This is a genomic window from Thermocrispum agreste DSM 44070, from assembly GCF_000427905.1.
GTDB classification, from domain to species: Bacteria; Actinomycetota; Actinomycetes; order Mycobacteriales; family Pseudonocardiaceae; genus Thermocrispum; species Thermocrispum agreste.
This window is the reverse complement of the sequence record NZ_ATYX01000005.1, coordinates 1-25,926: the sequence shown is the minus strand read 5'-3', so window position 1 is coordinate 25,926 and position 25,926 is coordinate 1. Positions and strand designations below refer to the sequence as shown.

Sequence of the window (25,926 nt, the reverse complement as noted above, 5' to 3'; positions counted from 1 at the left end):
TCATGTACCGGTTCGGCTTCGCGGGCACATGCGGGGGTCGTGTCATGTGCCGGTTCGGATTCGTCGGCAGGACCGGATGGCTAGCAGCGAATCGGCCTGTGCCACACCAGGCACGTCGTGCTCAGGCAGGAGGCGGTCCGGCCCGTCGCGTGACGTCGTCGTAGGTCCGGGTGGGCCTGCGGGCGCTACAGCAGCGATGCATCGCAGGCCGGATAGCCGTATGTCCGCCCTCCCGTGTTCCCTGGACTGCCCAGTTCTTCTCCGGTTCTCCCGGCCACCACCGATGAGTTCACCGGGCTCAGCCGGTCATAGCAGGCGAGGGGCGGACGAAGTGAGGAGTGCATGCGCAACAAGGCGATGCAGAGATTCGACGTCCTGGTGGGCTCGTGGCGGGCAACGCTGAAGCATGCGTGGTTCCTGCCGGAAGGTACGGAAGTCTCCGGGGTCGCGACCGGGTCCTGGCATCGAAGATGCCTTCGTCGTGTTCCGGTGGCAGATCTCCGCCGACGTCGGCGGGACGCCGGGCGAGATGGTGCTGGCCATCGGCCGGAGCGGCGGGCGGGCACCTACGCGACGCTCTACCACGACGAACGCGGTGTCTGCCGGATCTTTCCGACCACGTTCGACGGCACGACGTGGGAGATGGTCCGCAAGGACCCAGACATGCACCAGCGCCTCGTCGCCTCCGTCGATTCCGACCGCATCGTCGGCCATGCCGACACCAGCGAGAACCGTGGCGGCTCGTGGCGCAAGGACTTCGACTTCGTCTTCGAGCGCACACCGGGCTTCCTCGGCGCGGCCCCTCAAGATCAACTCGACAGGGTAGGGGAGTAGATGGCACAGCTACGGGTACACAACTTCTCCATCTCGCTCGACGGCTTCGCCACCGGCGAGGGCAGGGCCAAAGGGGAGTTCTTCGGCCACGCCGGGGAGCGCCTGCACGAGTGGATGGTCGCCACGGACACCTGGCAGAGCGGCGGCAGCCGCGGCGTCGACAACGCCTTCGCCGCACAGTACTGGCACGGCTTCGGCGCCGAGATCATGGGCGCGGGCAAGTTCGGCTACCCGGGCTGGCACGACGACCCGGACTGGAAGGGCCCGTGGGGCGACAACCCGCCGTTCCACACCCCGGTGTTCGTGATGACCCGCAGGCCGCGGCCGTCGATCGAGATGGAGGGCGGGACGACCTTCCACTTCGTCGACGCGCCGCCGGAGAAGGTGCTGGAGATGGCCCGTGACGCCGCGGACGGCAAAGACGTACGCCTCGGCGGTGGCGCAACGGTCATCCAGCAGTTCCTCACCGCAGGCCTGGTGGACTACATGCACATCGTGGTCGTGCCGATCGTGCTGGGCCGCGGGGTCAACCTGTGGACCGGCCTGGAGGGTGTCGAGAAGGACTTCCACGTCGAGGCGATCTCGTCGCCCAGCGGGGTCACCCACGTGACGTTCACCAGGACCACGAACTGATCCAGAGCAACACGAACTGATCCGGAGCAAGCAGAGGGGCCGGGCGGCTGCCCGGCCCCTCGTGCGTTCCGCTGCGCGGTGTGTCACGACACGGGAAGCGGTGGCCGTTCGAGCACGCGGGGCTTGTACTCGACCAGCTGGAGTCCGCCTTCGAACGTCCGGTGCTCGGTCATCTCCAGCGCGACGTCCGGGTATCCGTCGTAGATACGCTCCTCGCCGGTGGCCCCGGTGATGACCGGGAACATTACCACGCGGAACCGATCGACCAGGCCCGCCTGCAGCAGGGACCGGCACAACGTGAGGCTGCCGATGGTGCTCAGAATCCCCGCCTCCTTCTCCTTGAGCTCGCGCACCGCCGCGACGGCGTCGCCGCGGATCAGCGTCGTGTTGGCCCACTGCAACGGTTCCTCGAGCGTGGAGGAGAACACGATCTTGCGCGCCCTGGTGAGCTGGTCGAAGGATTCTTCTTCCTCCGACCGGAACTCGTCCACCCCTTCGGGCACCTGGCCGCTGGCGAAGCCCGACATCAGCGGGTACGTGTTCGCCCCCGTGAGATAGGTGACCTTCGGCTGCTCACCCAGCCACGCCAGGTACTCGGGGCTCTCCAGGCCCCAGAACCCGGGCCAGCCTTTACCCGAGGCGTAACCGTCCAGCGACGTGATGAAGTCGACGAGAACTTCCGCGGCCATGATGGCCCCTCCATGGTCCGTGATGTCTTGCCCGACGTTGGTTGGACAGACCGGGGCGCGCTCAATCATCGGTTGGCAGCCACAGAGTGCCGTTCGACCGTCGTCACAGTGTCCGGCTCGGCACCAAACCAAGAAGACGCGGGCCAGGACGGCAGGGGAGAGCCGGCAGGCGCCTGCTGGCTTCGTCCAGCGATGGCCGGCCGGTAGGCGACGAGGTGCATAAAGTGGAGCGCGCGAACCTGATACTCCGGCAACTGGACGCGTCGAGTGTGCGCTGGTCGTTCGTCTCCCGGCGCCGTTCTGGGCCTGGTTCCGAGCCGATCGCTTTTGTGATGACGGGAGCGATGACGTCGCGGAAGCGATCGGAGAGTCCAACTTGCGCAGGATGCGGCATGACTTGATCTCGCTGAGCATGCCGAGAAGCCGTCGCCGTTCGCTTCATGCCACGAACCGCCCCGGCCGCGTGCGCGCGGAGCAGTCCCGGCTTGAACGGGCGAACCCTCGCCTGCATCCGACACGCCGCTCACCCGCGCGGGGTAGTGCAGATGGGGGTAGCAGCCAGCCTGCAGGGAAGTGGTCTCGCTCACCCCGCCGGGGTCAACTTGACATAATGTGCATTATCGGCTTTCGGTCGACGCCTGAGCGAGGAGCGAGCGCGGCCACCCGAGAGCTAGCGCAGCTGCTCGACGTCCTTCGCCGCGGTCGCCAACGCGTCGGCCAGGCTCCGAAGCTCCGCGGGCGTCGCACCGTCCGACACGGCCGTCACGACATCCTCGGCGGCACACCGCAGCTGGAACAGTTTGTCCTGCAAGGCAGCGATCTCGCTGCCGGAAAATACGACCGCGTCCTCGGGCAATCCGCCACGCTGAACGGCGATGCGCTGCTCGTACGCCCGCTGTCGGCAGGAGTGTCCGCAGTACCTCCGCCGTCTGCCGACCCGGTCCCGGTCGTCCAACCGCGCCCCACACCATCCGCAGTGGCGCACTTCCGCTTCCCGTCGCACGACCCTTAATTCGTCACGTGACGAATTACCCTTGGTCTTGACGATCATGAAAAAGACGGTAGTTCCTCGATGCAGCATTACCACCGCGGCGCGCCGAGCAGGCACACTAAGAGCGTGCATTCCGTCGAGCACACCAAGATCGTGCATCCGTATCTGTCGTTCCCGAATCCCCGAGCTTTCGCCCATCGCGGCTGGCATGTCGGCGACCTGGCCGGCATGGAGAACTCCATGTCGGCGTTTCGGCGTGCGGTCCAGGAGGGCTACAAGTACATCGAAACCGACGTGCACGCCACGTCCGATGGCGTCGTCGTGACGCATCACGACGAGACGCTGGACCGCACGACCGACGGCACCGGGCCCATCGCGTCGATGCCGTGGTCCCAGGTCAGGCGTGCCAAGGTCGGCGGCGTCGAGCCGATCAGCCGGCTCGAAGAAGTGTTCGAAGAGCTGCCGGACGCGCACTTCAACATCGACGTCAAGGCCGACTCGGCCGCGGAACCGGTGGTGCGAGCCATCCAGCGTGCCGGCGCGACCAACCGGGTCGCGCTCGCGTCGTTCTCCTCGCGGCGCCTTGCCCGGTTGCGCAAGCTCGCCGGAGCGAAGCTGGCCACGGCCATGGGACCGCGTCACATCGCGACGATGAAGTTCAGCGGCCGGCTGCCGTCGGCGCCGGTGCGCAAGTTCATCCGCGGCCTCATGGCGCAGGTCCCGCATCGCTTCGGGCGGTTCACCCTGGTCGACCGCGGTTTCGTGCGAGCAGCACACCGCCTTGGCGCCGAAGTGCACGTGTGGACGGTCAACGACCCCGCACAGATGCGCCACCTGCTCGACCTCGGCGTCGACGGCATCGTCACCGACCGTCCCGACTTGCTGCGCGACGTGCTCCGTGAGCGCGGCGCTTGGTACGCGCAGAACTGACAGAGGCCGCACCACTCCCCTCGCCCGGCGGTGCCGGGCGTGACGTCGGTGACGACGGAGCGGGCTCCGGCCACCAGCATCGCAGCCGATGGGCTGGCCGTCGGTGCCCAAGCTGCGGCACCGGCACAGCAGTCGCTGCAGCCGGGATGATGGCCTGAATACCCGCCGACGCCCGATGCCGCGGCCAGAGCCGCAGCGCGAAGGCAAGCACCAAGGCCGCGTGGTTGGCATGCGATTGCCGGGACAACCGTCGTGCCCGGCGGTCATGAGCTCCCGGAGCGCGTGCGGAACCGCTCGTCCTGGGCAGCCCTCGTGGCTCGCTCCGCTCACGGATGGTGAGTATTGGCGCGGCCTGGCCCGGTGCCGGTGTCCGCTGAGGCCGGGTATCGACGGCGTGTGGACGACCAGCCCAGCGCCGTGATTCCGAGCGTGCCGCATGAGACAGCTGCACAGCGTGTCCGATTCACGTGGAATTTCCTGTTGTACCCCTTGATTCGGGGCCCGGTTTGCCTTACGGTCCCACTTGACCGGTCAACCGATCAACCGGAGAAGTCAATGCTGGACCGTGGTGTCGAGGCCCCTCCGCTGTACGCCCAAGTGGCCCGCCTGCTGGCCGAGCAGATCAACCAGGGGAAGTACCAGCCCGGCGATCTGCTGCCCAGCGAGCCCGGGCTGGCCAAGGAGCTCGGAGTCTCGCGCGCCACCATCGTCAAAGCTTTCGACACCCTGCATCGGGAAGGCCTCATCCAGCGTCAACAGGGCCGCGGAACGTTCGTGGCACCCCGCCCGAAACGGCACAGTTTGTCCGAACTTACCAGCTTCACCGCGGTGACCCGGGCCGGCGACGGTGTGCCGTCCCACCGCCTGCTCGCCTACCTCGAGATCGGCAGCGGCGACGAGCGCGGCGAGCCGGAATCCGCTTTCCCCGCCGCGCAGGATCTGGTGGTCCTGGAGCGGGTCCGATACGTCGACGACGTGGCCGTCGGCTTTCACCGGACCGTGCTGCCCGCCCACCTGGTCCAGCGGGCGGGCTTGACCAAGGACGTGGTCGCGGCCGCCGACTTCTCGCTCTACCGGGCGTTGGAAGCCATCGGCCAGCACCCGTGGTCGGCCGAGGAATCGCTGCGCGCCGTCGGCTGCCCGGCCGAGCTGGCCGGCCACCTGGCGCTCGCCGAGGGAGCCCCGCTGATGCAGGTCCGGCGGCTGACCCGCAACCGCACCGGCGATCTGATCGAAGCGGTCGTCGCACACTACGTCGGCTCGCTGTACGAGTACCACACCGAGCTGTCCTCGCATCCGGCGAAATTCGAGAAAGAAGGTCCTGGCGATGAGAGCACCATGGATCGCGGCGGTGATGTCCGCGCTGTTGTTGCTGAGCGCGTGCGGCGTGGAGCCGGGCAACGGTGACGGCGGCTCCGCCAAGCAGCCCGACAAGAAGGCGGCATTGATCATCGCCCAGGGCGGCTTGGGCGACGAGGCCTACAACGACCTCGCCTACCAAGGCTTCAAGGAGGCCACCGAGAAGCACGGCGTGGCGGGCCGCCCGATCGAGTCCAAGGACATCGTGGCGGAAGGCGAGCAACTGGTCCGCACCGCGGCGGGCTCGGGCTACGGGCTGATCGCCGACCTGGAGTTCTCGCACGCGGACATGCTCGGCAAGGTGGCCAAGGACTTCCCCGACGTCCAGTTCGCCATCGTCAACGTCGAGGTCGACGGCCCGAACGTCACCAGCATCCTGTTCAAGGAGCACGAGGGCTCCTATCTGGCGGGGGTGCTGGCCGGGCTGGTCACCAAGGACACGGACAACCCGAAGATCAACGGCGCGAACAAGATCGGGTTCATCGGCGGCACGAAGAGCACCGGCATCGACAAGTTCCTGATCGGCTACATGCAAGGCGCGCGATCGGTGAACCCCGACGTGCAGTTCGACATCAAGTACGCGGACTCGTTCGGTGACGCAGCCAAGGGCCAGCAGATCGCCAAGCAGATGTACGCCGACGGCACCGACATCATCTACGCGGTCGCAGGCGGCACGGGCGCCGGAGTGATCCAGGCGGCGAAGGAGACCGGGCACTACGCCATCGGCGTGGACACCGACCAGGACGCCATTGCGAAAGGTCATGTGCTCACGTCCATGATCAAGCGCACCGACCTGGCGATGTCGAACCTGGTGCGGGACTACGCCGAGGGCAAGCTCTCCGGCGGCACCACGATCGCCTACGGCCTGAAGGAGGACGGTGTCGGCCTGTCGCCGATGAAGTACACCAAGCAGGACGTCCCCGGGGACGTGCTGGCCAAGGTCGAGCAGGCCAAGCAGGACATCGTCGAGGGGAAGGTCGAGGTCTGGGACGTCACCGAGCAGGGCTATCCGAGCTGGGCCAAGTGACACCATGGCCATGGCAACGACCACCGCACGGATCGGTGCCGAGCGCATCTCCCGGCGGTTCGGCGCGGTCCAGGCACTGTCCGACGTCACGTTCTCCGTCACCGAGCGCACGATTCATGCGCTGCTCGGCGAGAACGGCGCGGGCAAGACCACGCTGATCCGGGCGCTGTCCGGCCTCGATCAACCGGACGACGGCTGGGTGATCAGCCGCGGCGAGCGGGTCCGGTTCTCCGGACCGCGGGAAGCGTTCACCTCCGGCATCGCCGTGGTGCAGCAGGAACTGGCCCTCAGCCCGAACCTGACGCTGCTGGAGAACCTGGTGCTCGGCACCGAGCCGGCGCGTGCGGGAGTCATCGACTGGCGGACGGCGCGCGTGCGCGCGGAGGAGATCGCCGAGTCGATCGGCGCTCGGATTCCGTGGGACCGGCGCGCGGGAGACGTGGAGATCGGCACCCAGCAGCAGCTGGAGATCATCCGCTGCCTGTACCGCGGTGCGGACACGCTCATTCTGGACGAGCCGTCGGCGGTACTGGCGCCCGCGCAGATCGACCGGTTACTGCGCCTGCTGACCGAACTGCGCGAACAGGGCAACACGATCATCCTCATCACGCACAAGCTGGACGAAGCACTCCGTGTCGCCGACGAAGTGACCGTGCTGCGCGGCGGCCGCGTGGTGACGACCCAGGCGGCGGACGAGCTCGACCGGCCGACCCTGTCCGAACTGATCGTCGGCGAGGACCTGCAGCAGGTGCGGGCTCCGCGGACGGCTCCACCCGGCGAGGTCGTGCTCGAGGTCGACCAGGTCCAGCTGGCGGGACGGCAGCGCCCGGTGGGCCCGGTCAGCTTCCAGGTCAGCGAGGGGGAGATCTTCGGCGTCGCGGGTGTCGCGGGCAACGGCCAGGAGGACCTCGTGGAGGCGCTGATCGGGTTGCGACCGTGCCGCGGCGGCGCCATCCGGTTCGACGGACGCGACATCACCACCGCATCCGTCGGCGCCCGGCGCGCAGCAGGCGTCGGTTACATCTCCGGCGACCGGCGCCACGAGGGGCTGTCGATCACCGAACCGCTGGTGGACAACGTGGCCATCGGATCGCACCACTCCCCTCCCCTTGCCCGGCGCGGGTGGTTCTCCCCCGGTGCCGCGCGCCGGCATGCGGCGGACATCCTTCGCCGCTTCCGGGTACGCCACGGGCGGGTGACCGACCCGGCGTCCATGCTGTCCGGCGGCAACCAGCAGAAGCTCGTCTTCGGTCGGGAAATCAGCAAACGCCCGAGGCTGCTGGTGGCGGCCCAGCCCACCCGCGGCGTCGATCTTCGCGGCATCTCGGAACTGCAGCAGGAGCTGGTCCAGGCCAGGGACAACGGCACCGCGATCGTGTTGGTCAGCCAGGAGCTGGACGAACTGCTCGCGTTGAGCGATCGCGTGCTAGTGATGTTCCACGGCAAGCCCGCGGGCATCTTCGACCCGGCCGAACCCGACGCCCGCGCGCGGATCGGCCGGGCCATGCTCGGTCAGCGCTCCGGAACGGAGGTGTCGTCGTGAGCACACCGACGGCGACCGCCACCACTCCCCTGGAGCCCGCCGCCCCACCGCCCGAGGCCGGCACCCGCAAGGTCCGCTCCATCGCCCTCACCGTCCTGCGGACGCTCGCGCCGGTCCTCGTCGCGCTCGTCGTCGGCGGGCTGGTGTTGCAGGCCAGCGGCATCAACCCGCTGGCGGTCTACGAGCTGATGCTCACCCACGCGTTCGGCACCCGGGAAGGCCTGGCCGGGACGCTCACGTCGGCCACCCCGGTCCTGTTCACCGGCGTCGCCACGGCCGTGTCGTTCCGCGCGGGCGTGTTCAGCCTCGGTGCCGAAGCCGGCTTCGTGCTCGGCGGGCTGACCGCGGCGTGGCTGGCGGTCGCGGTGAGCGGGCCGGTGCCGGTGGTCACCGTGCTGGCCATGGCCGGCGCGGTGCTGGCCGGCGCCTTGTTCTCCGTGGTCCCCGCCGCGCTGAAGACGCAACTCGGCGTGGACGAAGTCGTGTCCACGCTGATGTTCACGTTCGTGGCGACCGGCCTGGTCGGCTGGCTCGTCAACGGCTACCTGCTCGCCCCCGGCCAGGCGAATTCGTCGACCGAAACCGTGCCGTTCTCGTTGCCGCGGCTGCTTCCGCCGTCCTCGCTGAACATCGGTTTCGTCATCGCCGTGGTGCTGGTCGCCGCGTACTGGATCTTCCTGCGCCGCACCAGCGCAGGGGCGGACCTGCACCACGTCGGCGTCAACGCACGATTCGCCGCCGCGCAGGGCATCCCGGTCAACCGGGTCGTGTTCCTTGCCATGGTGGCGACCGGGGCCATCGCCGCGCTCGGCGGCGCAGTGCATGCGCTCGGCGTGGTCGGCAAGTTCGTGGTCGGCGGGTTCTCCGCACAGTACGGGTTCACCGGGATCGCGGTGGCGCTCCTGGCCAGGCGAAGCGCGTGGGGCCTCATCCCGGCCGCGGTCATGTTCGGCGCGTTCGCCAACGCCGGGACCACCATCCAGCTGTTCGACAACATCCCGCTGGACATCGTCGACGTGCTGCAGGGCACGGTCATGGTGTTCGCCGTCGCCAGCTTCGCGCAGCTGTTCAGGCGCAGGAGGTCGGTGGCATGAGTACCGTGGTGAGCTCCGCGCTGCTGCTCGTGGTGCCGTTGCTGTTCGCCGCCGTCGGCGGGCTGGTGCACCGGGCGTCCGGGGTGGTCAACATCGGCCTTGAGGGGCAGATGCTGGCCGGGGCGTTCGTCGGCGTGCTGGTCAGCGCGCAGACCGGCAGCTGGTTCGCCGGCGTCCTCGGCGCCGTGGTCGCCGGTACTGTCACCGGCCTGCTCATGACGCTGGTGATCACCCGCCTGCAGGCGAACCAGATCATCGTCGGGCTCGGCGTCAACATCCTGCTGGCCGGTGTCATCGGCTTCGTGCTCAAGTGGGAGCTCGGGGTCTCCGGCACGCTGCGCATCGACGGCCTGGACCGGGTGCCCCGCTGGACCATCCCCGCCCTGGCGGACGTCCCGGTGCTCGACGAGCTGCTCAACGACAAGGACGTGCTGTTCTTCCTCGCGCTCGCCCTGGTGCCAGCGACTGCGTGGATGCTGCGCAACACCTCCTTCGGCCTCCGCCTGCGCGCGTGCGGGGACGCCGAGACAGCGGCCGCCAGCCTCGGCGTTGCGGTCAACCGCATGCGCGAGTACTCGGGCATGATCGCGGGTGCGCTGGCCGGGCTCGGTGGCGCCTACCTGTCGCTGGCCCATGTGGGGCTGTTCAACGACCAGATGATCGCCGGCCGCGGGTTCATCGCGCTCGCGGCGTTCTACTTCGGCCGCAACCGGCCGGTGCCCACCGCGATCGCCTGCCTCATCTTCGCCTTCTTCGACGCCTGGCAGCACAGCCTGCAGACCGGAACCGCGATCGGCCAGCTGTTCACCGCGCTGCCGTATGTCGTGGTGGTTGCCGCGCTGGCCCTGTCGGCGGCCCAGCAACGGGCCCGAGCACGAAGGATGCCCACCGCATGAGCAAGACCGCACTGCTTCTGGTCGACGTCATCAACGACTTCTTCGATCCGGACGGACCGAACTACTACCCGCGCGTGCGCGATACGGTCGAGCCGCTCACCGAGCTGCTGACCACCGCACGCGCTGCCGGGGCGGTCGTGGTCCACGCGGTCGAACGACATCGACGGAACGTGCCGGATGCCGAGCAGCCGAAGCTGCCGGTGCACTGCCTGGACGGGTCGTTCGAAGCGGACTTCTTTCCCGGTTTCCAACCTGCCGAGCGGCCGGGGGAACTCGTGGTGCCCAAGCGGCGCTACTCCGGCTTCTTCGCCACCGACCTCGCGTTGACCCTGCACGAGCAGCGCGTGGAGCGGATCGTCGTCGCCGGGGTGAAGACCAATGTGTGCATCCGCGCCACCTGTCAGGACGGCTTCGCGCACGGGTTCGCGGTGGTGGTGCCGCGCGAAGCCACCAACTCCAACCGGCAACACCTCGAGGAGGCGTCCCTGGAGGACATTCAGCGCTACTTCGGCTCCGTCGTCCCCACCGCCGAGGCGGTCGCGATGTTGAAGGAGCATCCGTGAGCCCGGTGCGGTGCGTGGTGATCGGCTACGCCAGCCTCGACTTCAAGTACGCCACCGAGCCGTTCGAAGGGCCCGGCAGGACCACGCTGATCCGGCGTCCGCTGCACCGCCCCGGCGGCGACCCGGGAGCCGTCGCGTACTTCGCGCGAGGCCTGGTGCGCAACGGCATCCCCACAGACGTCGTCACCTGGGTCGGCTCGGACGAGCACGGTGACGTGTTCCGCGAACACCACCGTCTGTCGGGCGTCGGTGTCGACGGCATCGTGGCGTCCGGTTCACGCTCGCCGACGACCCGGATCTTCTGGCCGGGCGGAGGCGAACCAGTGATGTTCTTCGATCCCGGTGAACTCGACCAGTCCCTGACCGCTGCCCAGCGGGCGCTGCTGGGCGACGCGCGCGCGGTGATCGTCGCCGTCGGGCCCACCGAGGCCACGGCCGAGGCCCTGTCGGTCGTCGCCGCGGATGCGAAGGTCATGTGGGTGGTCAAGGCCGACCCGCGTTCGGTCACACCCGAGCTGAGCGCCCGGCTCGCCGACCGCGCCGACGTCATCTGCCACAGCGGATCCGAAACCGAGTTCCTGCACCGCACCTGCGGTCTCGATGTCAGCAAGCTGGTGGCAGGCGGCCGGCTCGTGGTCGAGACCCGCGGGGCGCAAGGCGCGGTGCTGCGCAAGCCCGACGGCGACATCGTGCTGCGGCCGCCCGAACCCGTGTCCGCGGAGGACACCACGGGAGCGGGCGACACGTTCGCCGCCGGGCTGATGGCGCGCCTGCTGCACGACATCGAAGTCACCGAGGCGGTCCAGGGAGGATGCGCCGACGCGTGCGCCTTGCTCCGCTCCCGCACCAACAGGGGGGACGATGCCTGAGAACTACTCCGAGCGAGCCTGGTACCTGCAGTGCTCGGCCGACGACGTCGCGGAACGGGCCGTGCTGGTCGGCGACCGCGGCCGGGTGCTGCTGGCCGCCGATCTGCTGGCGGACGCGCGCATCCTCAACGAAGACCGCGGGCTGACCACCGCCACCGGCACGTGGAACGGCACCCCGATCACGGTGAGCGCATTCGGGATGGGCGCGGCGATCGCCGCGGTCGTTCTGCACGAACTGGCCGCGCTCGGGGTGCGGTCGGTCGTCCGGCTCGGCACGGTGCTCGCCGTCGGTGCGGCCGAGCTGGGCGACTTCGTGGTCGCCGACAGCGCGTTGCGGGGCGAGAGCGCCTCCGGCACCTACGTTCCCGACGGCTATCCGGCCGCTCCCGACCTGGATCTGACCATCGCGTTGCGCGACGCCGCGCACCGGACCGATCGGCGGACCGTCGTCGGCATGATCGCCAGCTACGACGGCTTCTACACCGAGTTGTTCGCCCATCCCACGATGCCGTCCTCGCGGACGGTCGACATCGACCAGCTGGTCGAGCACGGCGTGGTCGGGATGGACATGGAAAGCAGCGCCGTACTGGCCGTCGGCCGCGCGCTCGGCGTACGCAGCGGCGTGCTGTGCCTGGCCAGCGTCGACGGCCGTAACCACCGGAAACTCCCCGAGGGCGAGCGGGCAGCAGCCGAACGGGATCTGCTGGTCACCGGGTTCGACGCACTGTGCGCGGCCGGGGCGGATCGCCTGACCGCGACGAAAGGAGCGACATCATGAGCGTCAGCAGGTCGTATCTGGACACCATGATCGAGCGGCTGCAGCGGATGCGCGACACGCAGCTGGACGCCATCACGGAAGCAGCGCGGGTGTGTGCCGACACCATCCTCGGCGACAACCTGGTGTTCACCTTCGGCACCGGGCACGGCGGCTTCGCGGCGCTGGAGATGTTCCCGCGCACCGGGACGATCACCGGGTTCCGCCCGATCGTCGACACGCCCATCGCGCTCATGCACCACGTGTGGGGCGACATGGGCACCTTCCAGTACCGCTTCCTGCACACCCGCCCCGGCTACGGCCCGGTGATCCTCAAGGCCAACCGGGCCCGCGACGGTGACGCGCTGATGCTGTTCTCCCACTCCGGGATCAACAACGTCATTCTCGACATGGCGTTGGAGTTCAAGCAGGCGGGCCGCCCGGTCATCGCCATCACCAGCGTCCCGCATTCCTCGGCGGTGCCCAGCAGGCACTCGTCCGGCAAGCGCTTGTACGAGGTCGCCGACGTCGTCGTGGACACCGGGGTGCCGAAGCTGGACGCCGCACAGTACATCGACGGCCTGGAGCATCCGGTCGGCCCGACGTCGACGTCGATCGCCATCGCGGCCGGGCACGCCATCGTGTCGGCCACGACGGAGGAGATCGTCCGGCGCGGCAAGAAGCCGTACGTCATGGTCAACACCAACACCGCAAGCGTCGAGGAAGCCCATCGCAAGAACGAGGAGAACTACGAGGAACTGTGGCGGTTGCTGTGCAAGCGGTGAACGATCGCGGACTGATCTTCGGCGGCGAGGTGATCCATCGCGGAGACCTGCGGGAAGTCCGCAGCCCGGCGGACGGATCGCTGGTGGCGCACTATGTCCCGGCCACGGCGGCCGACGTCGACCGCGCCGTGGCGGAGGCCCGTCAGCAGGGACGAACGTGGATGCGGCTGCACCCGGACGAACGGGCCCGCGTTCTGCGGGCAGCAGCGGAGGCGATCCGCGCCCATGTCGACGACATCGCCGAGGTGCTCACCCGCGAACAGGGCAAACCGGTTGCGGACAGCGTGAAGGAGATCCTCTTCGGCGCCTCGGTCTTCGACTACTACGCCGAGGAAGGCCGCCGGGTGCACGGCTCACTGCGACCGAACACCGACCCGGACACGGTCAGCATGGTCAGCTACCACCCGGTCGGTGTGGTCGCGGGCATCGTCCCGTGGAACTACCCGGTCGACCTCTACGCGTGGAAGGTCGCGCCCGCGTTGGCGGCCGGATGCCCGGTCGTCGTCAAACCGCCCGAGGAGGCGCCGCTGGCCATCGGCATGGTCTCGCAGCTGTTGACCGATGCGGGACTTCCGCCCGGCACGCTGTTCGACCTGCCCGGCGGCGCCGAGACCGGCCAGCGGCTGGTGTCGCGGCCCGAGGTCGCGATGGTCACCGCCACCTGCTCGACGGCCACCGGGAAAGCCATCATGCGTGCGGCCGCCGACAACATGACCCGGGTCAGCCTCGAACTCGGCGGACAGTGCCCGCTGATCGTGCTGCCGGATGCCGACATCGAGGTGACCGCCACGGCCGCCGCGCGCCGGGCGTTCTCCAACATGGGCCAGATCTGCATCGCGGTGAACCGGATCATCGTGCTGGACGCGATCGCGGACGCGTTCGTCGACGCGCTCAGGGCCGAGGTGGACTCCTACGTTCTCGGCGATCCGCTCCAGCCCGGCGTCGGCTACGGGCCGTGCACCACCGCGCAGGTGGTCGAGCGGGCGCAGGCGCATGTGGCGGACGCCCTGGCGCGCGGGGCGAAGCTGGTGACCGGCGGCAAGCGGCCGGAAGGCGCACAGTTCGCGGCCGGCCACTACTACTTGCCGACGGTGCTCGACGATGTGCCGCGTGATGCGCGGGTCATGACCGAGGAAACCTTCGGCCCGGTGGTCGCGGTGCACCGTGTCCGCTCGATCACCGAAGCGATCGAGGTCGCCAACGACACCGACTACGGCCTGGCCGCCTACGTCTACGGCGAGGACCTCGGGCAGGCACTGGCGGTGGCCGAACGCATCGAAGCGGGCGGCGTCGGGGTCAACGTCAACGACGTCTCGGAGCTGCAAGCGCCGTTCGGCGGCTGGAAGCAGTCCGGTCTCGGGCGGGAACTCGGCCCGGAGGGATTGCACGCCTATCTGGAGGTGCGGCACACCAAGGTGCGCCGCCCGGCCCTGGAGGTGGAACGTTGAGCGCACGACGATCCGGCACCCGGATCACCGTGATCACCGAAGACGGCTACTCGCCCCGCCTGGAGGGCACATGACCCGACCGGCACCGCTGGACGGCGTGCTGGTGGCCGACTTCAGCCGCATCCTCGCCGGCCCGCTGACCACCGTGATGCCGGCCGACCTCGGTGCCGAGGTGATCAAGGTCGAACGTCCGGGAACCGGTGACGAGACGCGCGCGTGGGGTCCGCCGTGGACCGAGGAGACGAGCACGTACTTCGAGTGCGCCAACCGGTCGAAGAAGTCAATCACCCTCGATCTGCAGGACCCGCACGACCTCGCCGCCGCGCGCGAGCTCGCCGCTCGCAGCGGACATGCTGGTGGAGAGCTTCAAACCCGGGACCATGGCCCGGTTCGGACCCGACGGTGCGGCGCACCAACCCGGGCGTGGTGTACTGCTCGATCTCGGACTTCGGCTCCGGCCCGGGAGCCGACCTGCCCGGGTACAACGTCCTCGTGCAGGCCGTCGGGGGTCTGATGAGCATCACCGGGCAGGCTGGTGGGCCGCCCACCAAGGTCGGCGTCGCCCTGGTCGACGTGCTGACCTCCAAGGACCCGGTGATCGAAGTGCTCGCGGCACTCGCGGCGCGTGAGCGGGACGGCCACGGTCAGCACATCGAGGTCAACCTGCTGTCCAACCTGCTGGCCGCCCTGGTCAACCAGGCTTCGGCCGATCTGTGGACCGGACGTGCGCCGGTCAGGCTCGGCAACCAGCACCCCTCGATCGCGCCGTACGAGACGCTGAGGTGCCGTGACGGGCTCATCGCCATCTGCTGCGGCAACGACGGCCAGTTCCGCCGTTGCGTCACCGTGCTGGGCAAACCCGGACTGGCCGACGATCCGCGCTTCACCACCAATGCCGATCGCGTCGCGCACCGCAGCGATGTGATCGCCGAGCTCGAATCACCTGCTGGCCGTCGGCACCGCCGACTCCTGGATCGAACGGCTCACCGAAGCCGGGTGCCCGCGGGCAAGGTCGGAGACCTCGCCGACGCCTTCGCCCTCGCCGAGCGGCTCGGCTTGGCCCCCACCGTGCCGGTCGGCCCGATCATGTTCCGCAGGTCCGGCATCCGATCCGCTACTCCGGCACCGCCGTCTCCGGCTACCGTCCTCCTCCCGGCCTGGGGTGAACACACCGAGGAGATCCGCCGATGGTTCGCCACCGGAAGGACCTCACGGCTTCCCCATCCGGCCCGCACGGCCTCGCGTGCGTAGCCTGGCCGACGGGGTCGTGCGTAGCCGCGTCGACACGGTCCGCCTGAGCACATCCCACAGGCCATGTCTGCTCATCGTGCAAGAGCAGGACCATCTCGGCGCCGGCCGGCCATCACGCTGACGGCGGCCTGGGGCTGCTTTCGCCGCGACCGCGGACGATGATCGCCATCCTCATGCGGCTGCACGGTCTGCGCGACGGCGTTGCGGTAGCCACTCGTGCGGCGACCGAGCAGACGACTTTCCTTCATCGCCGCGTCGCCGATCCTGCCGTCGCATGCGCTGGGCGCAGGCGCACAACCTGTCAGTTGAGCAATGTCAGCGTGGTGGCTTGCCTTTCCAGGCCGCGCGCCATGTCTTCGGTCCCAGGCGCCCGGAGTCCTTGATGCCGTTGGCTCGCTGCAGGTCCAGCACCGCACGCTTGGTTTCGTCGTAGTAGCACCCGGTGCCCTGGAAGTCGTAGCCGAACTTGTTCATCCGCAGCTGGAACTTCCGCAGATGCGGCGAACAATCACCGAAGGCGTAGACCACCCCCGGCCATTTCGGCATGGTCGCCGGCCCGGTACCCGGCCGGGACGGCTTCGGCCTGCTCGGCTTCACGCTCGAGCCCCCGATGTAGGCGGCTTCGGCATACGTCGGTTTGATCTTGCTTCGCGCCGAGCGGTCCTCCTTGAGGTTCAAGAAGTTCGGGCGGGCGCATTCCCACGGTTGCCAGCCGCGCATCCGGTACAGGTACAGCGCGCGGTAGTCCTGTTCCCGCGGGCTGGCCTGATGCGGGTAGCCCTTGCCGCCGACGCTGCGCCACGTGGGCAGATCGAACTGGTACGCACCGTAGTAGCCGGTGCCGGTGTTGATCGTGTAGCGGTTGCTCGACTCGCACATGCGCAGCTTCGCCCAGTCCGCACGCGGCGGGTCGGCTGCTGCCGGGGGCGCCGTCCCGGTCACCGCAGGCACGGCCGTCCAGCTGGCCACGGCACAGGCCACCACCGCCACCCTGGCGACCCAACGCTGTACCGTAACCCTCTCAAGCCACATGAAAAGCACCGTAAACAACGGGCGCACCATTCACAAGCGCACCAGAAAACACAACAGAATCACATGACCCTTCCGGGTTAGGCGGTAGCGACACGCGGTTGCAGCCGATTTGTCACCTGTTCCGGTGGTGAGGCCAGTAGCCTCCGGCATGATCAGCCGGGTCGTCGCCCAGTGCCGGGTGCGTGGCGGCGCGACTGCGCCGGCGGAACAGCCGGCGAACACACAACGACAGACAGCGAAACAGATCGAGGTGGTATGACGACCGATCAGCTCGGCCCCGTCCCGGCGCCGGACGCCGCGGCCCGTCGCCGCGAACGGCGTGGCTGGTACTTCTACGACTGGGCCAATTCGACGTTCTACACCTCGGTGATCACCGTGTTCGGTGCGGCCTACGTCGGCTCGGTGGCCGCCGAGGCGGCTCGCACCGATCCGGCCAACGGGCCGAACGCCTGCGGTGGTCCCGAACTGGTCGCCAAGCTCGTCGACTGCGACATCTCGTTGCTCGGGCTCCGCTTCCCGGCGGGCGCCCTGTGGGGCTACCTGATCGGCGTCGCCACTGTCGTGCAGGTCTTCATCATGCCCATCGCCGGGGCGATCGCGGACCGCAGCCAGTCCAAGCGGCCGTTGCTGGCCACGGCCGCCTTCACCGGCGCAGGCGCCACTTGCCTGCTCGTTTTCGTGGCCGGAACCAACTGGCAGCTCGCCGTGCCGCTGTACATCGTTGCGCAGATCGGCTACGGCGTGTCGATCGTCGTCTACTACGCATTCCTAGCGGAGATCGCCGCCCCCGACGAGCGTGACGAGGTGTCGGCCCGCGGCTGGGCCTTCGGCTTCCTCGGCGGCGGCGTCGCACTGGCCGTGCAACTGGGCATCTACCTCGGCCACGAGGCGCTCGGGCTCACCGAGGGCCAGGCGGTGCGCGCCTGCTTCCTGTTGTCCGGCCTGTGGTGGGCGGGATTCACCGTCATCCCGCTGCGCCGGTTGCGGGACCGGCGGCGGCCACGTCCCGTCGAGCCTGGCGTCGGCGTGATCCGAGCCGGGTTCCGTGAGCTGGCAGACACCTTGCGCGAGGCCCGCGCCTTCCCGTTGACGCTCGGTTTCCTGGGCGCCTACCTGGTCTTCAACGACGGTGTGCAGACCGTCGTGACCACTTCGGCCCAGTACGGCAAGGAGGAGTTGCAGTTTTCCCAGGACACCCTGATCGCCACCATCCTGATGGTGCAGTTCGTCGCGTTCGTCGGCGGCTGGCTGCACGGCGTGGTGGCGCGCAGGCTCGGCGCCAAGCGCACCATCATGGGCAGCCTGGCGCTGTGGATCGGCGTCATCGTCGCCGCCTATTTCCTCGAGCCGCGCCAGGAGGTCCCGTTCTACCTGGTCGGTGCGGGCATCGGGCTCGTGCTCGGCGGCACCGTGGCGCTGGCGCGTTCGCTGTACAGCCAGATGATCCCGGCGGGCAAGGAAGCCCAGTACTTCTCGCTGTACGAGATCAGCGAGCGCGGCACCGCATGGCTGGGTCCGGTGCTGTTCTCCGCGATCGGGTCGGCGACCGGGTCGTTCCGGCCCGCCATCCTGGCGCTGATCGTGTTCTTCGTGGCCGGCATCGGTTTGGTGGCACTGGTGCCCGCGCGGCGGGCGATCGTCGCGGCGGGCAACACCCCGCCCAGCAAGCTGTGACGGGACGACCATCCGGGTGAACGCCGACGATGAACGCTGCGCAACCGCGCCCACACGTTACGCAGCGTGATGTTCGTCATGCACGATCGCGTACGCCGTGGCGACCGCACGCACCAAGTAACACCGTGAGGCGCACCGGCGATGCGAAGAATGCACCGTTCGAGGGAAATCCCCACGTCGGCGGGCTCCTTGCGTCACGTCACGCCACCATCCGACTCGCACTGGAGCAAGCTGTCCAGCAGTACGGGTCGCAAAGAACGTGGAATAACGACGGGCCGATCCGGGAATCCTGACGACCCGCCGTTCGTTGCATAGTGTGAGCAAGATCCGGGGTACGGAGTGGGGGCCGGCCCCGTTGCGCAGCAGAGAGGGAATGCACCATGGCCGATCGGGTTCTCCGTGGCAGCAGGCTGGTATCGGTGAGTTACGAGACCGACCGCAACCACGACCTGGCGCCTCGACGCAGCGTCCGGTACGCGTGCCCGAAGAACCACGAGTTCGAGGTGCCGTTCGCGGACGAGGCCGAGATTCCGGCGACGTGGGAGTGCCGCCTGCACGGCACCGAGTCGGAACTCGTCAACGGTGGGCAGCGGGAGCAGAAGAAGACCAAGCCGGCGCGCACGCACTGGGACATGCTGCTGGAGCGCCGGACCATCCCCGAGCTGGAGGAGCTGCTCAACGAGCGGCTGGAAGAGCTGCGCAAGCGTCGTTCTTCGTCGCGGTCGGCGTGACCGGCCTGCGGTAGACGACGTCACGGACCGAAAGCCCCGCGGCGGCCTCCCCCGACCGCGGGGCTTTCCGTGTGCCCGGACGCACCGCCCGCACAGCCGGGCGCGTCTGCCACGCTGATCGTGATGAAGCTTCCCCGCGTTTGCTTGGCAGCCCCGGCCACCGGCCAGGGAAAGACCACGTTGGCCGTCGGCCTGATGGCCGCCCTGTCTCGGCAGGGACTCGTCGTCTCCGGGCACAAGGTCGGACCCGACTACATCGACCCCGGCTATCACGCGCTGGCCACCGGGCGCCCGGGACGCAACCTGGATCCGTTCCTGGTCGGTGAATCGTCGATCGGGCCGCTGCTCGCGCACGGGGCCCGGGGTGCGGACATCGCCGTCGTCGAGGGCGTCATGGGGCTGTTCGACGGCCAGGTGGGCGGTGCGGGATTCGCGTCCACGGCCCACGTGGCGGCACTGACCCGCACACCGATCGTTCTCGTCGTGGACATCTCCACCGCCTCCCGCAGCATCGGCGCTGTGGTGCACGGCATGCGTACCTTCCAGCCGGATCTGATGGTGGCGGGCGTGGTACTCAACAAGGCGGGCTCTCCCCGGCACGCCGCCGAGACGGCCGCGGCGGTGGAATCCACCGGTGTTCCCGTGCTGGGGGTGCTGTATCAGGACGAGAAGCTGCGGGTCCCGTCTCGGCACCTGGGCCTGGTTCCGGCCGCCGAACGCGCACAGGCCGCCGCGGCGCTGGACGCCCTTGCCGAGCAGATCGCCGAGCACGTCGACTTGCAGGCAGTACGTGATCTCGCCCAGAGCGCCCCTGATCTGGACGTCGCGGCATGGGACCCGGCTGACCACGTCCGAGCTGCTGGTGACGGCGCCCCTGTCGTCGCGGTGGCGGCGGGTCGGGCCTTCACCTTCCGCTATGCCGAGACGACCGAACTGCTGGAAGCCGCTGGGTGCACGGTCTCCACGTTCGATCCGTCCCGTGACCGGCACTTGCCCTCGGGGACGTGTGGCTTGTACCTGGGCGGCGGCTTTCCCGAAGTTCATGCTGCGGCGCTCGCCGAGAACGCGAGCTTGCGTGCCGAACTGCGCCAGGCGGTGCTGGACGGTGTTCCGACCGTGGCCGAGTGCGCCGGCCTGCTGTATCTGTGCCGAAGCCTGGACGGGAAGCCGATGGTCGGTGCCCTCGAGGCGGACGCCGTCATGACAGGAGGGTTGACCCTGGCCTACCACCGGGCGGAATTCGGGTCGGATCATCTGCTCGGCACCGCGGGCACACCCGCGACTGCGCACGAGTTCCACAGCACCGTGATCACACCCGCGCACGGTGATCAGCCGATGTGGCGTGTCGGCGGGCGTCCTGCCGGTTTCGCCCGGCCGACGCTGGCAGCCTCCTACCTGCACGTCCACTGGGCGGGACATCCGGACCAGGCGCAGCACTTCGCCGATGCGGTCCACGCCGCGCACAGCACTCACGCCGCATCGCCCGCTCCCCCGGTCGCATCGCCCGCTCCCCCACTGTCTGCCTCGTCGGCCTCCGCCGGTGTGGACGCGCTGCGTCACCATGGTGACGCCGAGATCGCGAACGGCATGGCCGACTTCGCGGTCAATGTCAGCCATCTGCCCCGCCCCGGCTGGCTCGAGCAGGCGCTGCGCGCCGGCGTAGCGGAATCGACCAGCTACCCCGATGCCCATCGGGCACGCGCGGCCGTTGCCCGGCGGCATGGCCGCGAAATCGCCGAGGTCCTGCTGACGGCGGGCGCGGCCGAAGCCTTCTGGCTGGTTGCCCGAGCCCGGTCCTGGAAATGCCCGGTCGTGGTGCACCCGCAGTTCACCGAACCGGACGTCGCCCTGCGCGCCGCCGGCCACCGTGTCCTGCACGTCATGTGCCGTCCGGACGACGAATTCCGGCTTGATCCGGCGGCGGTCCCGGACGAAGCCGATCTTGTCGTCGTCGGCAATCCGACCAACCCCACGGGGCGCCTGCACGCACGGGACACGCTGCTGTCGCTGATCCGCCCCGGACGGGTGCTGGTCGTGGACGAAGCATTCATGGATTTCGTCCCGCACGAACGAGAAACACTTGTTTCCCACCGGCTTCCCGGAGTCCTGGTGATCCGAAGCCTCACCAAGATGTGGTCGATGCCGGGGATCCGTGCCGGATACCTCGCCGGGGACCCGGACGTGCTGTCCGACCTGAGGGACCACCAGCCGCCGTGGCCGGTGAGCAGCCCGGCTCTGGCCGCGATCGTCGCCACGAGCACGTCCCGGGCTCGCGGCGAGCAAGAGCGGCGGGTGCAGCAGATCGTGCGTGATCGCCGCGTCCTGACCGACGGACTGGCCGATCTCGGCATCACGACCGTCGAATCGGCCGCGCCGTTCGTGCTCGCCAAGGTCGGCGCCGGGATGCACGCACGTCTGCGGACCGCCGGGTTCGCCGTGCGACGGGCCGACACGTTCCCGGGCTTGGACGACACCTGGGTACGGATCGCCGTGCGCGGCCGCGACATGACCGAGCGCTTGCTGGACGCTGTGGCCGAAGGGGGTGGGGAGTGATCGGGCGCCGGCGGCAGAAGCGTGCGGCGACAGCCATGGGGCTGGCGCTCGGGTTCGTCCTCGACCGGCTGCTCGGCGACCCGGCCTGCTACCACCCGGTCGCCGGGTTCGGCCGATACGCGCGTGCCGTGGAGTCCCGGATGTACCGGGACGACCGAGCCGCAGGTGCGCTCTACGTCGGCGCCGTCGTCGCTCCCGTCGTCGGCGCCGCCGTGATCGCTCACCGAGCTACGCGCACACCCCTGTCACAGGCCCTGCTCACCGCCGCGACGACCTGGACCGTGTTGGGGGGCCGGTCGCTGGTGCGTGAAGGGGAGATCATTGCCGGTCACCTGCAGGCCGGTGACCTGGCCGCCGCCCGTGCGCGGGTGACACACCTTGTCGGACGCGACCCGCATCGGCTCGACGAGCGGGGCGTCAGCCGTGCCGTCGTCGAGTCGCTGGCGGAGAACACCTCGGACGCCGTGGTCGCCCCGCTGCTGTGGGGAGCAGTGCTCGGTGTTCCCGGCCTGGTCGGCTATCGCTCGATCAACACGCTCGACGCCATGGTCGGTTACCGCAGCGCCCGCTACCGGCGTTTCGGCTGGGCGAGCGCGCGGGCCGACGACATCGCCAATCTCGTCCCCTCCCGGGTGGCTGCTGCGCTCGCTGCACTGCTGGCCCCGCTGGTCGGCGGTCGAGGCACGGAGGCGTGGCACGCGTGGCGTCGCGACGGCCGGAGGCACCCAAGCCCGAATGCCGGCGTCGTCGAGGCGGCTTTTGCGGGCGCGCTCGGCGTCACGCTCGGCGGGACCAACCACTATCAGGGACGCGCGGAGCACCGCGCCACGCTGGGAAACGGACCCGTCCCGCGGACCGACGACATCCGCCGGGCAACCCGGCTTGCCACGATGGTCGCCTGGGCAGCAGCCGGAGTCAGCGTGGCGCTCGCAGGCTTCGCCCGCGCGGCTCGCGTCAGCTCTCGCCGAGGAAGTTGTCCGGCAGCTTCTTGCTCGACGGTCCGGCCTCGGCCGCCGGCTTGACCGGCCATCGCAGTACGACCTGGCTCCGCAGCTCGGCGCCCCGGCCGGCGGTCACGGCGTGCCAGACGAACGCGAGAGCGACCATGGCCAGCGACACGGCGAGAGTGGTCTGCGCATGCGGCACGAACCGGCCGAACGTCTCCGAACCCGCTCCGATGGCATCCCACGTCACCAGCTGATCCGTGCCGAGAAGATACAACCCGCTCGCGAACATCGAGCCGATTCCGGCGACAAACGCCAAGCACTGGGCGAGGAAGATCGGCTGCCGCTCGGAGTACTTCAGCAGCAGCCCGGCGGGTGGCCGCGCGGCCGCCGGGTTCTCCAAGGCGTGCCAGAGCATCCGCTTCTCCTCGCGCTGCAAGGTGGCATCGACCAGATACCCGATCGCCATGGCGGCCACGCCCAGCGTCATGGCGGCCCAGACGATCCAGATGAGGACGTCCAGTCCGGCTTCGACGGCGTCGATGTGCTGCACCCTGGTCTCACTCGTCGCGGTCCGCGCTCCCGGGTGAGCGACGAACTCCCACAGATGCAACAGCGCGTAGGCGAGAGCGAACAAGATGATCCCGGCGAGCTCCCAGCGCCCAGCCCTGCGCTTCCTCTCCGCCAGTTCCGGCGGATATCCGCGACCATCACCGTCGTCCGCGGGGACCGGAACGGCGCGTTGCGCGGCGGCGTCCCTGACGCGCTCCGTCCAGTGCGCCCTCATCACCCGCTGCCGGTCGAAGTAGCCCGGCAGCCAGGTCATGGCGATCACCATCGGCAGCGCGGCAATCCCCGCGAACGCGTAGATGGGCCAGATCTCGTCCAGGTCGTAACCGGAGAACGTCATCCCGAGGGCGATCAGCAGCCACAGGCCGCCGAAGACGCCGGACGAGACACGAGCGGATCGAAACGGGCGTTCGTCGTCCACGAGTTCTGCCTGGCTCGGGTGGGGCACAGCAATCATGGACGCGCCGTCGACGATGGCCCGCGCCAGGGCGCGTGACGTCAGCAGCTGTTGCAGGCCGGACAAGAAGCCGGCCACGACCCAGACGACCAGGACGAGCCCGACCCCCGGCACTGCCGACGCCAAGGCCAGCTTGGTGACGTCGTCACCGAGATCACCGAGCAGGCCTTCGTCGGCGAGCAACCCGAGCGCGATCAGCAACAGCAACGATCCCCAGATGCCGGCCCGGAACGGCTTGACCGCGTGCAACGCGGCATTGACCAGCTCCCCGAACACACTCACCGGGTACACACGCCAGTGCGGTTCTGCGGTGTTGCCGAAGCGGCCGAACTCAGCGAACGACGATCCTTGTGCGGTTGACATCGCGCGTCAGGCTATCCGGCCGGGTGCAGTTCGTCGGGCCGATCGCCGGCATGTCACCCGACTCGGCCATCGAACCTACCCGCCGGCCCTCAGCCGGCCTTGAGCTGCTCCACCGCAGCACCCAGCAAGTCCTCACCCAGGTCGCACTGTTTCTCACCGGTGCCGAAGTCGCGCACCTGAAGTTCGAGATAGGCCTTCGGCCCGGCCTCCACGTACACGTTGCACGTCTCGGTGTTCGGGAACCAGGCCGTCACCGACGGGTACCCGCCGAGCGTGCCCGATTCCGACGACCGGTACTTCGAGTCGCTGGCCACGTCGGCCGACTCCAGGCTTTCGTCGACCAGGCTCAGCGCGAGGATCCCGTCCTCCCGCCATTCACAGCCGTCGATGCCACCCATGAACGTGAGCGGTTCTCCCGGGTCGGTGAACCCGGCCGCAGACAGCTTCTCCTTCGGCAACAGGTCGCATACCTTGTCGCCCCGGTACGCGCTGACGTCCAGCGGCGACCGTTCGCTCGCCTGGCCGTCCCCGCTCTGGCCTTCCGGACCGTCGTCGCACCCGGCGAGCAGCGCGAGCCCGGCGAGCGTGATCGCGACCTTTGCCAGGTGACCGTACCTCACGTAGTGCTCCTTTCCCGCTGAGGGCGCGCCCGTGTCACCCCACCGCGAGCGCGCTGTATGGGCCGGCTAGCCGTTGGCCAACTTCTCGACGACGGCTTCGGACAGGTCCTCGGCCACGTCGCAGGGATCCTTCTGCCCGTCCGAATCGGTGACGGCCACGGTGAAGGACGCCGTGTCCGACACGCCCACGAACACGCTGCACGCGGCCGTGGGTGACTTCTGCGGCGTGGTGGTCACACTCGGGTAGCCGGCGATCTCGCCGGGTTCGAACGCGTCGAACCTGCCATCCGCCCGCATCTGGTAGACCGCGTCCAGACCCTTGTTCTCGTGCAAGGTCAGCGACACCGTGCCGGTGTCCCACATGCAGACGCCGAAGTCGTTCTCGGTGCCGGCGTCGGTGATACCGAGCTCGGCCAGCGCCTCCTCGGGCATCAGCGAACACTTGCTGCGTGCGGCCTGGGCGATGTCGAGCGGCTTGTCCACCTTGGGCGCCTGCCCGGGTTGCTGCGCAGGCGCCTGCGGACCGGCCGACGGCTGTGCGCCGGACGCCTGGTCGTCGTTCTGCGGCGGGTCCTCGTCGCTGCACCCGGCGAGCAGGCCGAGACAGGCGACTGCGGCGATCGCGACGGTGATCGGGGAACGCCAGGACAATTCGACTCCCTACCTTCTTCGCTGGGATCGGTTACCGAGCAGTGGCGGTCAGCGCAGGAAGTTGAACTGCTCGAAGTCGTCGTCGTCCCAGTCGTCCGGCCTGGGCCGCCGTGGCACGCTGCCGCCGGTGCCGCCGTAGGGGGATCGAGGAGCCCCGCCGTACGGTCCGTGTTCCTCGTCCTGCTGCTGAGCAGCGGCTTCCGCTTCCTGCGCCTCGGCCTTGTTCAGCTCGGCCTTGATCTTCTCGCGCTGCTCGGGGGTCAGCGGCGGGACGTCGGACAGCGAGTCGAACGCGGCCTTGACGTCGGGATCCATCGTGCCCGCGAAGTAGCTGGTGATCACATGCCGCCACGAGAAGTCGCCCTTGGCGATGCGCTCCATGACGACCTGCCACTCCGGCGTGCGCTCGCGCGCCAGAATGCCCGCCTTCATCGCTTCGATCTGCTTGTCGGTCAACCGCTCCGCGTCGCGCGCACGCTTCTCGCGCAGTTCCGCCGTGGAGTGCTCGACCTGCTGGATCCGCCGGTAGGCGGATTCGATCGTCTCGTCGAGCCTGCGCCGCAGCGCGTCCAGGTCGGGCAAGTTGACCCTGCCGTAATACGTCATTCCACCACTCCGACCGTGTTGGGTGAGGGGACTGCGCCCAGCCGGCGACCACGGGCGCC

26 protein-coding genes are annotated in these 25,926 nt (G+C 69.1%); 19 read left to right on the top strand and 7 right to left on the bottom strand.

Features of this window, described 5'->3' with window-relative positions; genetic code table 11:
• Nucleotides 1-342: 342 nt before the first annotated feature.
• Both YWY_RS22955 and YWY_RS0100125 read left to right on the top strand, forming a co-directional pair.
• The gene (locus YWY_RS22955; RefSeq protein ID WP_051309372.1) at nucleotides 343-834 is read left to right on the top strand and encodes a hypothetical protein; all 492 of its coding nucleotides are present in this window, start codon (nucleotides 343-345) and stop codon (nucleotides 832-834) included.
• On the top strand, nucleotides 835-1,467 hold the full coding sequence (locus YWY_RS0100125; protein WP_028845961.1) for a dihydrofolate reductase family protein: 633 nt from the start codon (nucleotides 835-837) through the stop codon (nucleotides 1,465-1,467).
• Between the two features lie 83 nt (nucleotides 1,468-1,550).
• Here YWY_RS0100125 and YWY_RS0100120 read toward each other — a convergent pair whose 3' ends face one another.
• Both YWY_RS0100120 and YWY_RS0100115 read right to left on the bottom strand, forming a co-directional pair.
• Nucleotides 1,551-2,156: a dihydrofolate reductase family protein gene (locus YWY_RS0100120; RefSeq protein WP_038044204.1), complete on the bottom strand. Its 606-nt coding sequence runs from the start codon at nucleotides 2,154-2,156 to the stop codon at nucleotides 1,551-1,553.
• 670 nt (nucleotides 2,157-2,826) lie between these two features.
• The gene (locus YWY_RS0100115) at nucleotides 2,827-3,207 is read right to left on the bottom strand and encodes a hypothetical protein (protein WP_051309370.1); all 381 of its coding nucleotides are present in this window, start codon (nucleotides 3,205-3,207) and stop codon (nucleotides 2,827-2,829) included.
• Nucleotides 3,208-3,228: 21 nt separating this feature from the next.
• On the opposite strand from YWY_RS0100115, the gene YWY_RS0100110 reads away from it, so the two are divergent.
• From YWY_RS0100110 to YWY_RS19360, 13 genes are all read left to right on the top strand, one after another.
• Complete coding sequence (locus YWY_RS0100110; protein WP_084608733.1) at nucleotides 3,229-4,077, top strand: glycerophosphodiester phosphodiesterase family protein; 849 nt, start codon at nucleotides 3,229-3,231, stop codon at nucleotides 4,075-4,077.
• A 396-nt stretch (nucleotides 4,078-4,473) separates the two neighbouring features.
• The gene (locus YWY_RS0100100) at nucleotides 4,474-5,484 is read left to right on the top strand and encodes a GntR family transcriptional regulator (protein ID WP_156899032.1); all 1,011 of its coding nucleotides are present in this window, start codon (nucleotides 4,474-4,476) and stop codon (nucleotides 5,482-5,484) included.
• Nucleotides 5,405-6,463 (top strand): BMP family lipoprotein, encoded by a 1,059-nt coding sequence (locus tag YWY_RS0100095; RefSeq protein ID WP_051309366.1) that lies wholly within the window; start codon nucleotides 5,405-5,407, stop codon nucleotides 6,461-6,463. Before YWY_RS0100100 ends, YWY_RS0100095 begins: the two co-directional genes overlap by 80 nt.
• A gap of 10 nt (nucleotides 6,464-6,473) precedes the next feature.
• Entirely contained in the window at nucleotides 6,474-8,006 is a 1,533-nt protein-coding gene (locus YWY_RS0100090) for an ABC transporter ATP-binding protein (protein WP_028845955.1), read from the top strand.
• Nucleotides 8,003-9,100, top strand: a complete 1,098-nt coding sequence (locus YWY_RS0100085; RefSeq protein WP_051309364.1) for an ABC transporter permease — start codon at nucleotides 8,003-8,005, stop codon at nucleotides 9,098-9,100. The genes YWY_RS0100090 and YWY_RS0100085 overlap by 4 nt, the downstream gene beginning before the upstream one ends.
• The gene (locus YWY_RS0100080; RefSeq protein WP_028845953.1) at nucleotides 9,097-9,996 is read left to right on the top strand and encodes an ABC transporter permease; all 900 of its coding nucleotides are present in this window, start codon (nucleotides 9,097-9,099) and stop codon (nucleotides 9,994-9,996) included. Before YWY_RS0100085 ends, YWY_RS0100080 begins: the two co-directional genes overlap by 4 nt.
• Complete coding sequence (locus YWY_RS0100075) at nucleotides 9,993-10,559, top strand: cysteine hydrolase family protein (RefSeq protein ID WP_028845952.1); 567 nt, start codon at nucleotides 9,993-9,995, stop codon at nucleotides 10,557-10,559. The genes YWY_RS0100080 and YWY_RS0100075 overlap by 4 nt, the downstream gene beginning before the upstream one ends.
• Entirely contained in the window at nucleotides 10,556-11,428 is an 873-nt protein-coding gene (locus tag YWY_RS0100070; protein ID WP_028845951.1) for a carbohydrate kinase family protein, read from the top strand. The genes YWY_RS0100075 and YWY_RS0100070 overlap by 4 nt, the downstream gene beginning before the upstream one ends.
• Nucleotides 11,421-12,206: a phosphorylase family protein gene (locus tag YWY_RS19365; protein WP_051309362.1), complete on the top strand. Its 786-nt coding sequence runs from the start codon at nucleotides 11,421-11,423 to the stop codon at nucleotides 12,204-12,206. The genes YWY_RS0100070 and YWY_RS19365 overlap by 8 nt, the downstream gene beginning before the upstream one ends.
• Nucleotides 12,203-12,967 (top strand): sugar isomerase domain-containing protein, encoded by a 765-nt coding sequence (locus tag YWY_RS0100060; protein ID WP_028845950.1) that lies wholly within the window; start codon nucleotides 12,203-12,205, stop codon nucleotides 12,965-12,967. Before YWY_RS19365 ends, YWY_RS0100060 begins: the two co-directional genes overlap by 4 nt.
• Nucleotides 12,964-14,415, top strand: a complete 1,452-nt coding sequence (locus YWY_RS0100055) for an aldehyde dehydrogenase family protein (protein WP_038044243.1) — start codon at nucleotides 12,964-12,966, stop codon at nucleotides 14,413-14,415. Before YWY_RS0100060 ends, YWY_RS0100055 begins: the two co-directional genes overlap by 4 nt.
• 70 nt (nucleotides 14,416-14,485) lie before the next feature.
• On the top strand, nucleotides 14,486-14,929 hold the full coding sequence (locus YWY_RS24835) for a CoA transferase (protein ID WP_342665078.1): 444 nt from the start codon (nucleotides 14,486-14,488) through the stop codon (nucleotides 14,927-14,929).
• A complete protein-coding gene (locus YWY_RS19360) occupies nucleotides 14,818-15,666 on the top strand; it encodes a CaiB/BaiF CoA transferase family protein (RefSeq protein WP_342665077.1) in 849 nt (282 codons plus the stop codon). Before YWY_RS24835 ends, YWY_RS19360 begins: the two co-directional genes overlap by 112 nt.
• 315 nt (nucleotides 15,667-15,981) lie before the next feature.
• Here YWY_RS19360 and YWY_RS0100045 read toward each other — a convergent pair whose 3' ends face one another.
• Entirely contained in the window at nucleotides 15,982-16,698 is a 717-nt protein-coding gene (locus YWY_RS0100045; protein ID WP_028845948.1) for a transglycosylase family protein, read from the bottom strand.
• A 255-nt stretch (nucleotides 16,699-16,953) separates the two neighbouring features.
• On the opposite strand from YWY_RS0100045, the gene YWY_RS0100040 reads away from it, so the two are divergent.
• From YWY_RS0100040 to YWY_RS0100025, 4 genes are all read left to right on the top strand, one after another.
• Entirely contained in the window at nucleotides 16,954-18,372 is a 1,419-nt protein-coding gene (locus YWY_RS0100040; RefSeq protein WP_028845947.1) for an MFS transporter, read from the top strand.
• Nucleotides 18,373-18,752: 380 nt separating this feature from the next.
• Nucleotides 18,753-19,103 (top strand): RNA polymerase-binding protein RbpA, encoded by a 351-nt coding sequence (locus YWY_RS0100035; protein WP_028845946.1) that lies wholly within the window; start codon nucleotides 18,753-18,755, stop codon nucleotides 19,101-19,103.
• A 123-nt stretch (nucleotides 19,104-19,226) separates the two neighbouring features.
• Nucleotides 19,227-21,656 carry a bifunctional hydrogenobyrinic acid a,c-diamide synthase/histidinol phosphate aminotransferase CobBC gene (gene cobBC, locus YWY_RS0100030; RefSeq protein ID WP_028845945.1) on the top strand — a complete coding sequence of 810 codons (2,430 nt, stop codon included), beginning with the start codon at nucleotides 19,227-19,229 and terminating at the stop codon, nucleotides 21,654-21,656.
• Nucleotides 21,653-22,678: a cobalamin biosynthesis protein gene (locus YWY_RS0100025; RefSeq protein ID WP_028845944.1), complete on the top strand. Its 1,026-nt coding sequence runs from the start codon at nucleotides 21,653-21,655 to the stop codon at nucleotides 22,676-22,678. The genes cobBC and YWY_RS0100025 overlap by 4 nt, the downstream gene beginning before the upstream one ends.
• Here the strand turns inward: YWY_RS0100025 and YWY_RS0100020 are convergent.
• The 4 genes from YWY_RS0100020 to YWY_RS0100005 all read right to left on the bottom strand — a co-directional run bounded on the left by YWY_RS0100020 (nucleotide 22,611) and on the right by YWY_RS0100005 (nucleotide 25,867).
• Nucleotides 22,611-23,990, bottom strand: coding sequence for a hypothetical protein (locus YWY_RS0100020; RefSeq protein WP_028845943.1), 1,380 nt, complete (start codon nucleotides 23,988-23,990; stop codon nucleotides 22,611-22,613). The genes YWY_RS0100025 and YWY_RS0100020 overlap by 68 nt on opposite strands.
• Before the next feature lie 89 nt (nucleotides 23,991-24,079).
• Nucleotides 24,080-24,610 carry a DUF3558 family protein gene (locus YWY_RS0100015; RefSeq protein WP_028845942.1) on the bottom strand — a complete coding sequence of 177 codons (531 nt, stop codon included), beginning with the start codon at nucleotides 24,608-24,610 and terminating at the stop codon, nucleotides 24,080-24,082.
• Between the two features lie 66 nt (nucleotides 24,611-24,676).
• Nucleotides 24,677-25,261, bottom strand: a complete 585-nt coding sequence (locus YWY_RS0100010; RefSeq protein ID WP_028845941.1) for a DUF3558 domain-containing protein — start codon at nucleotides 25,259-25,261, stop codon at nucleotides 24,677-24,679.
• Nucleotides 25,262-25,309: 48 nt separating this feature from the next.
• Nucleotides 25,310-25,867, bottom strand: coding sequence for a hypothetical protein (locus YWY_RS0100005; protein WP_028845940.1), 558 nt, complete (start codon nucleotides 25,865-25,867; stop codon nucleotides 25,310-25,312).
• Between the last annotated feature and the right edge of the window lie 59 nt (nucleotides 25,868-25,926).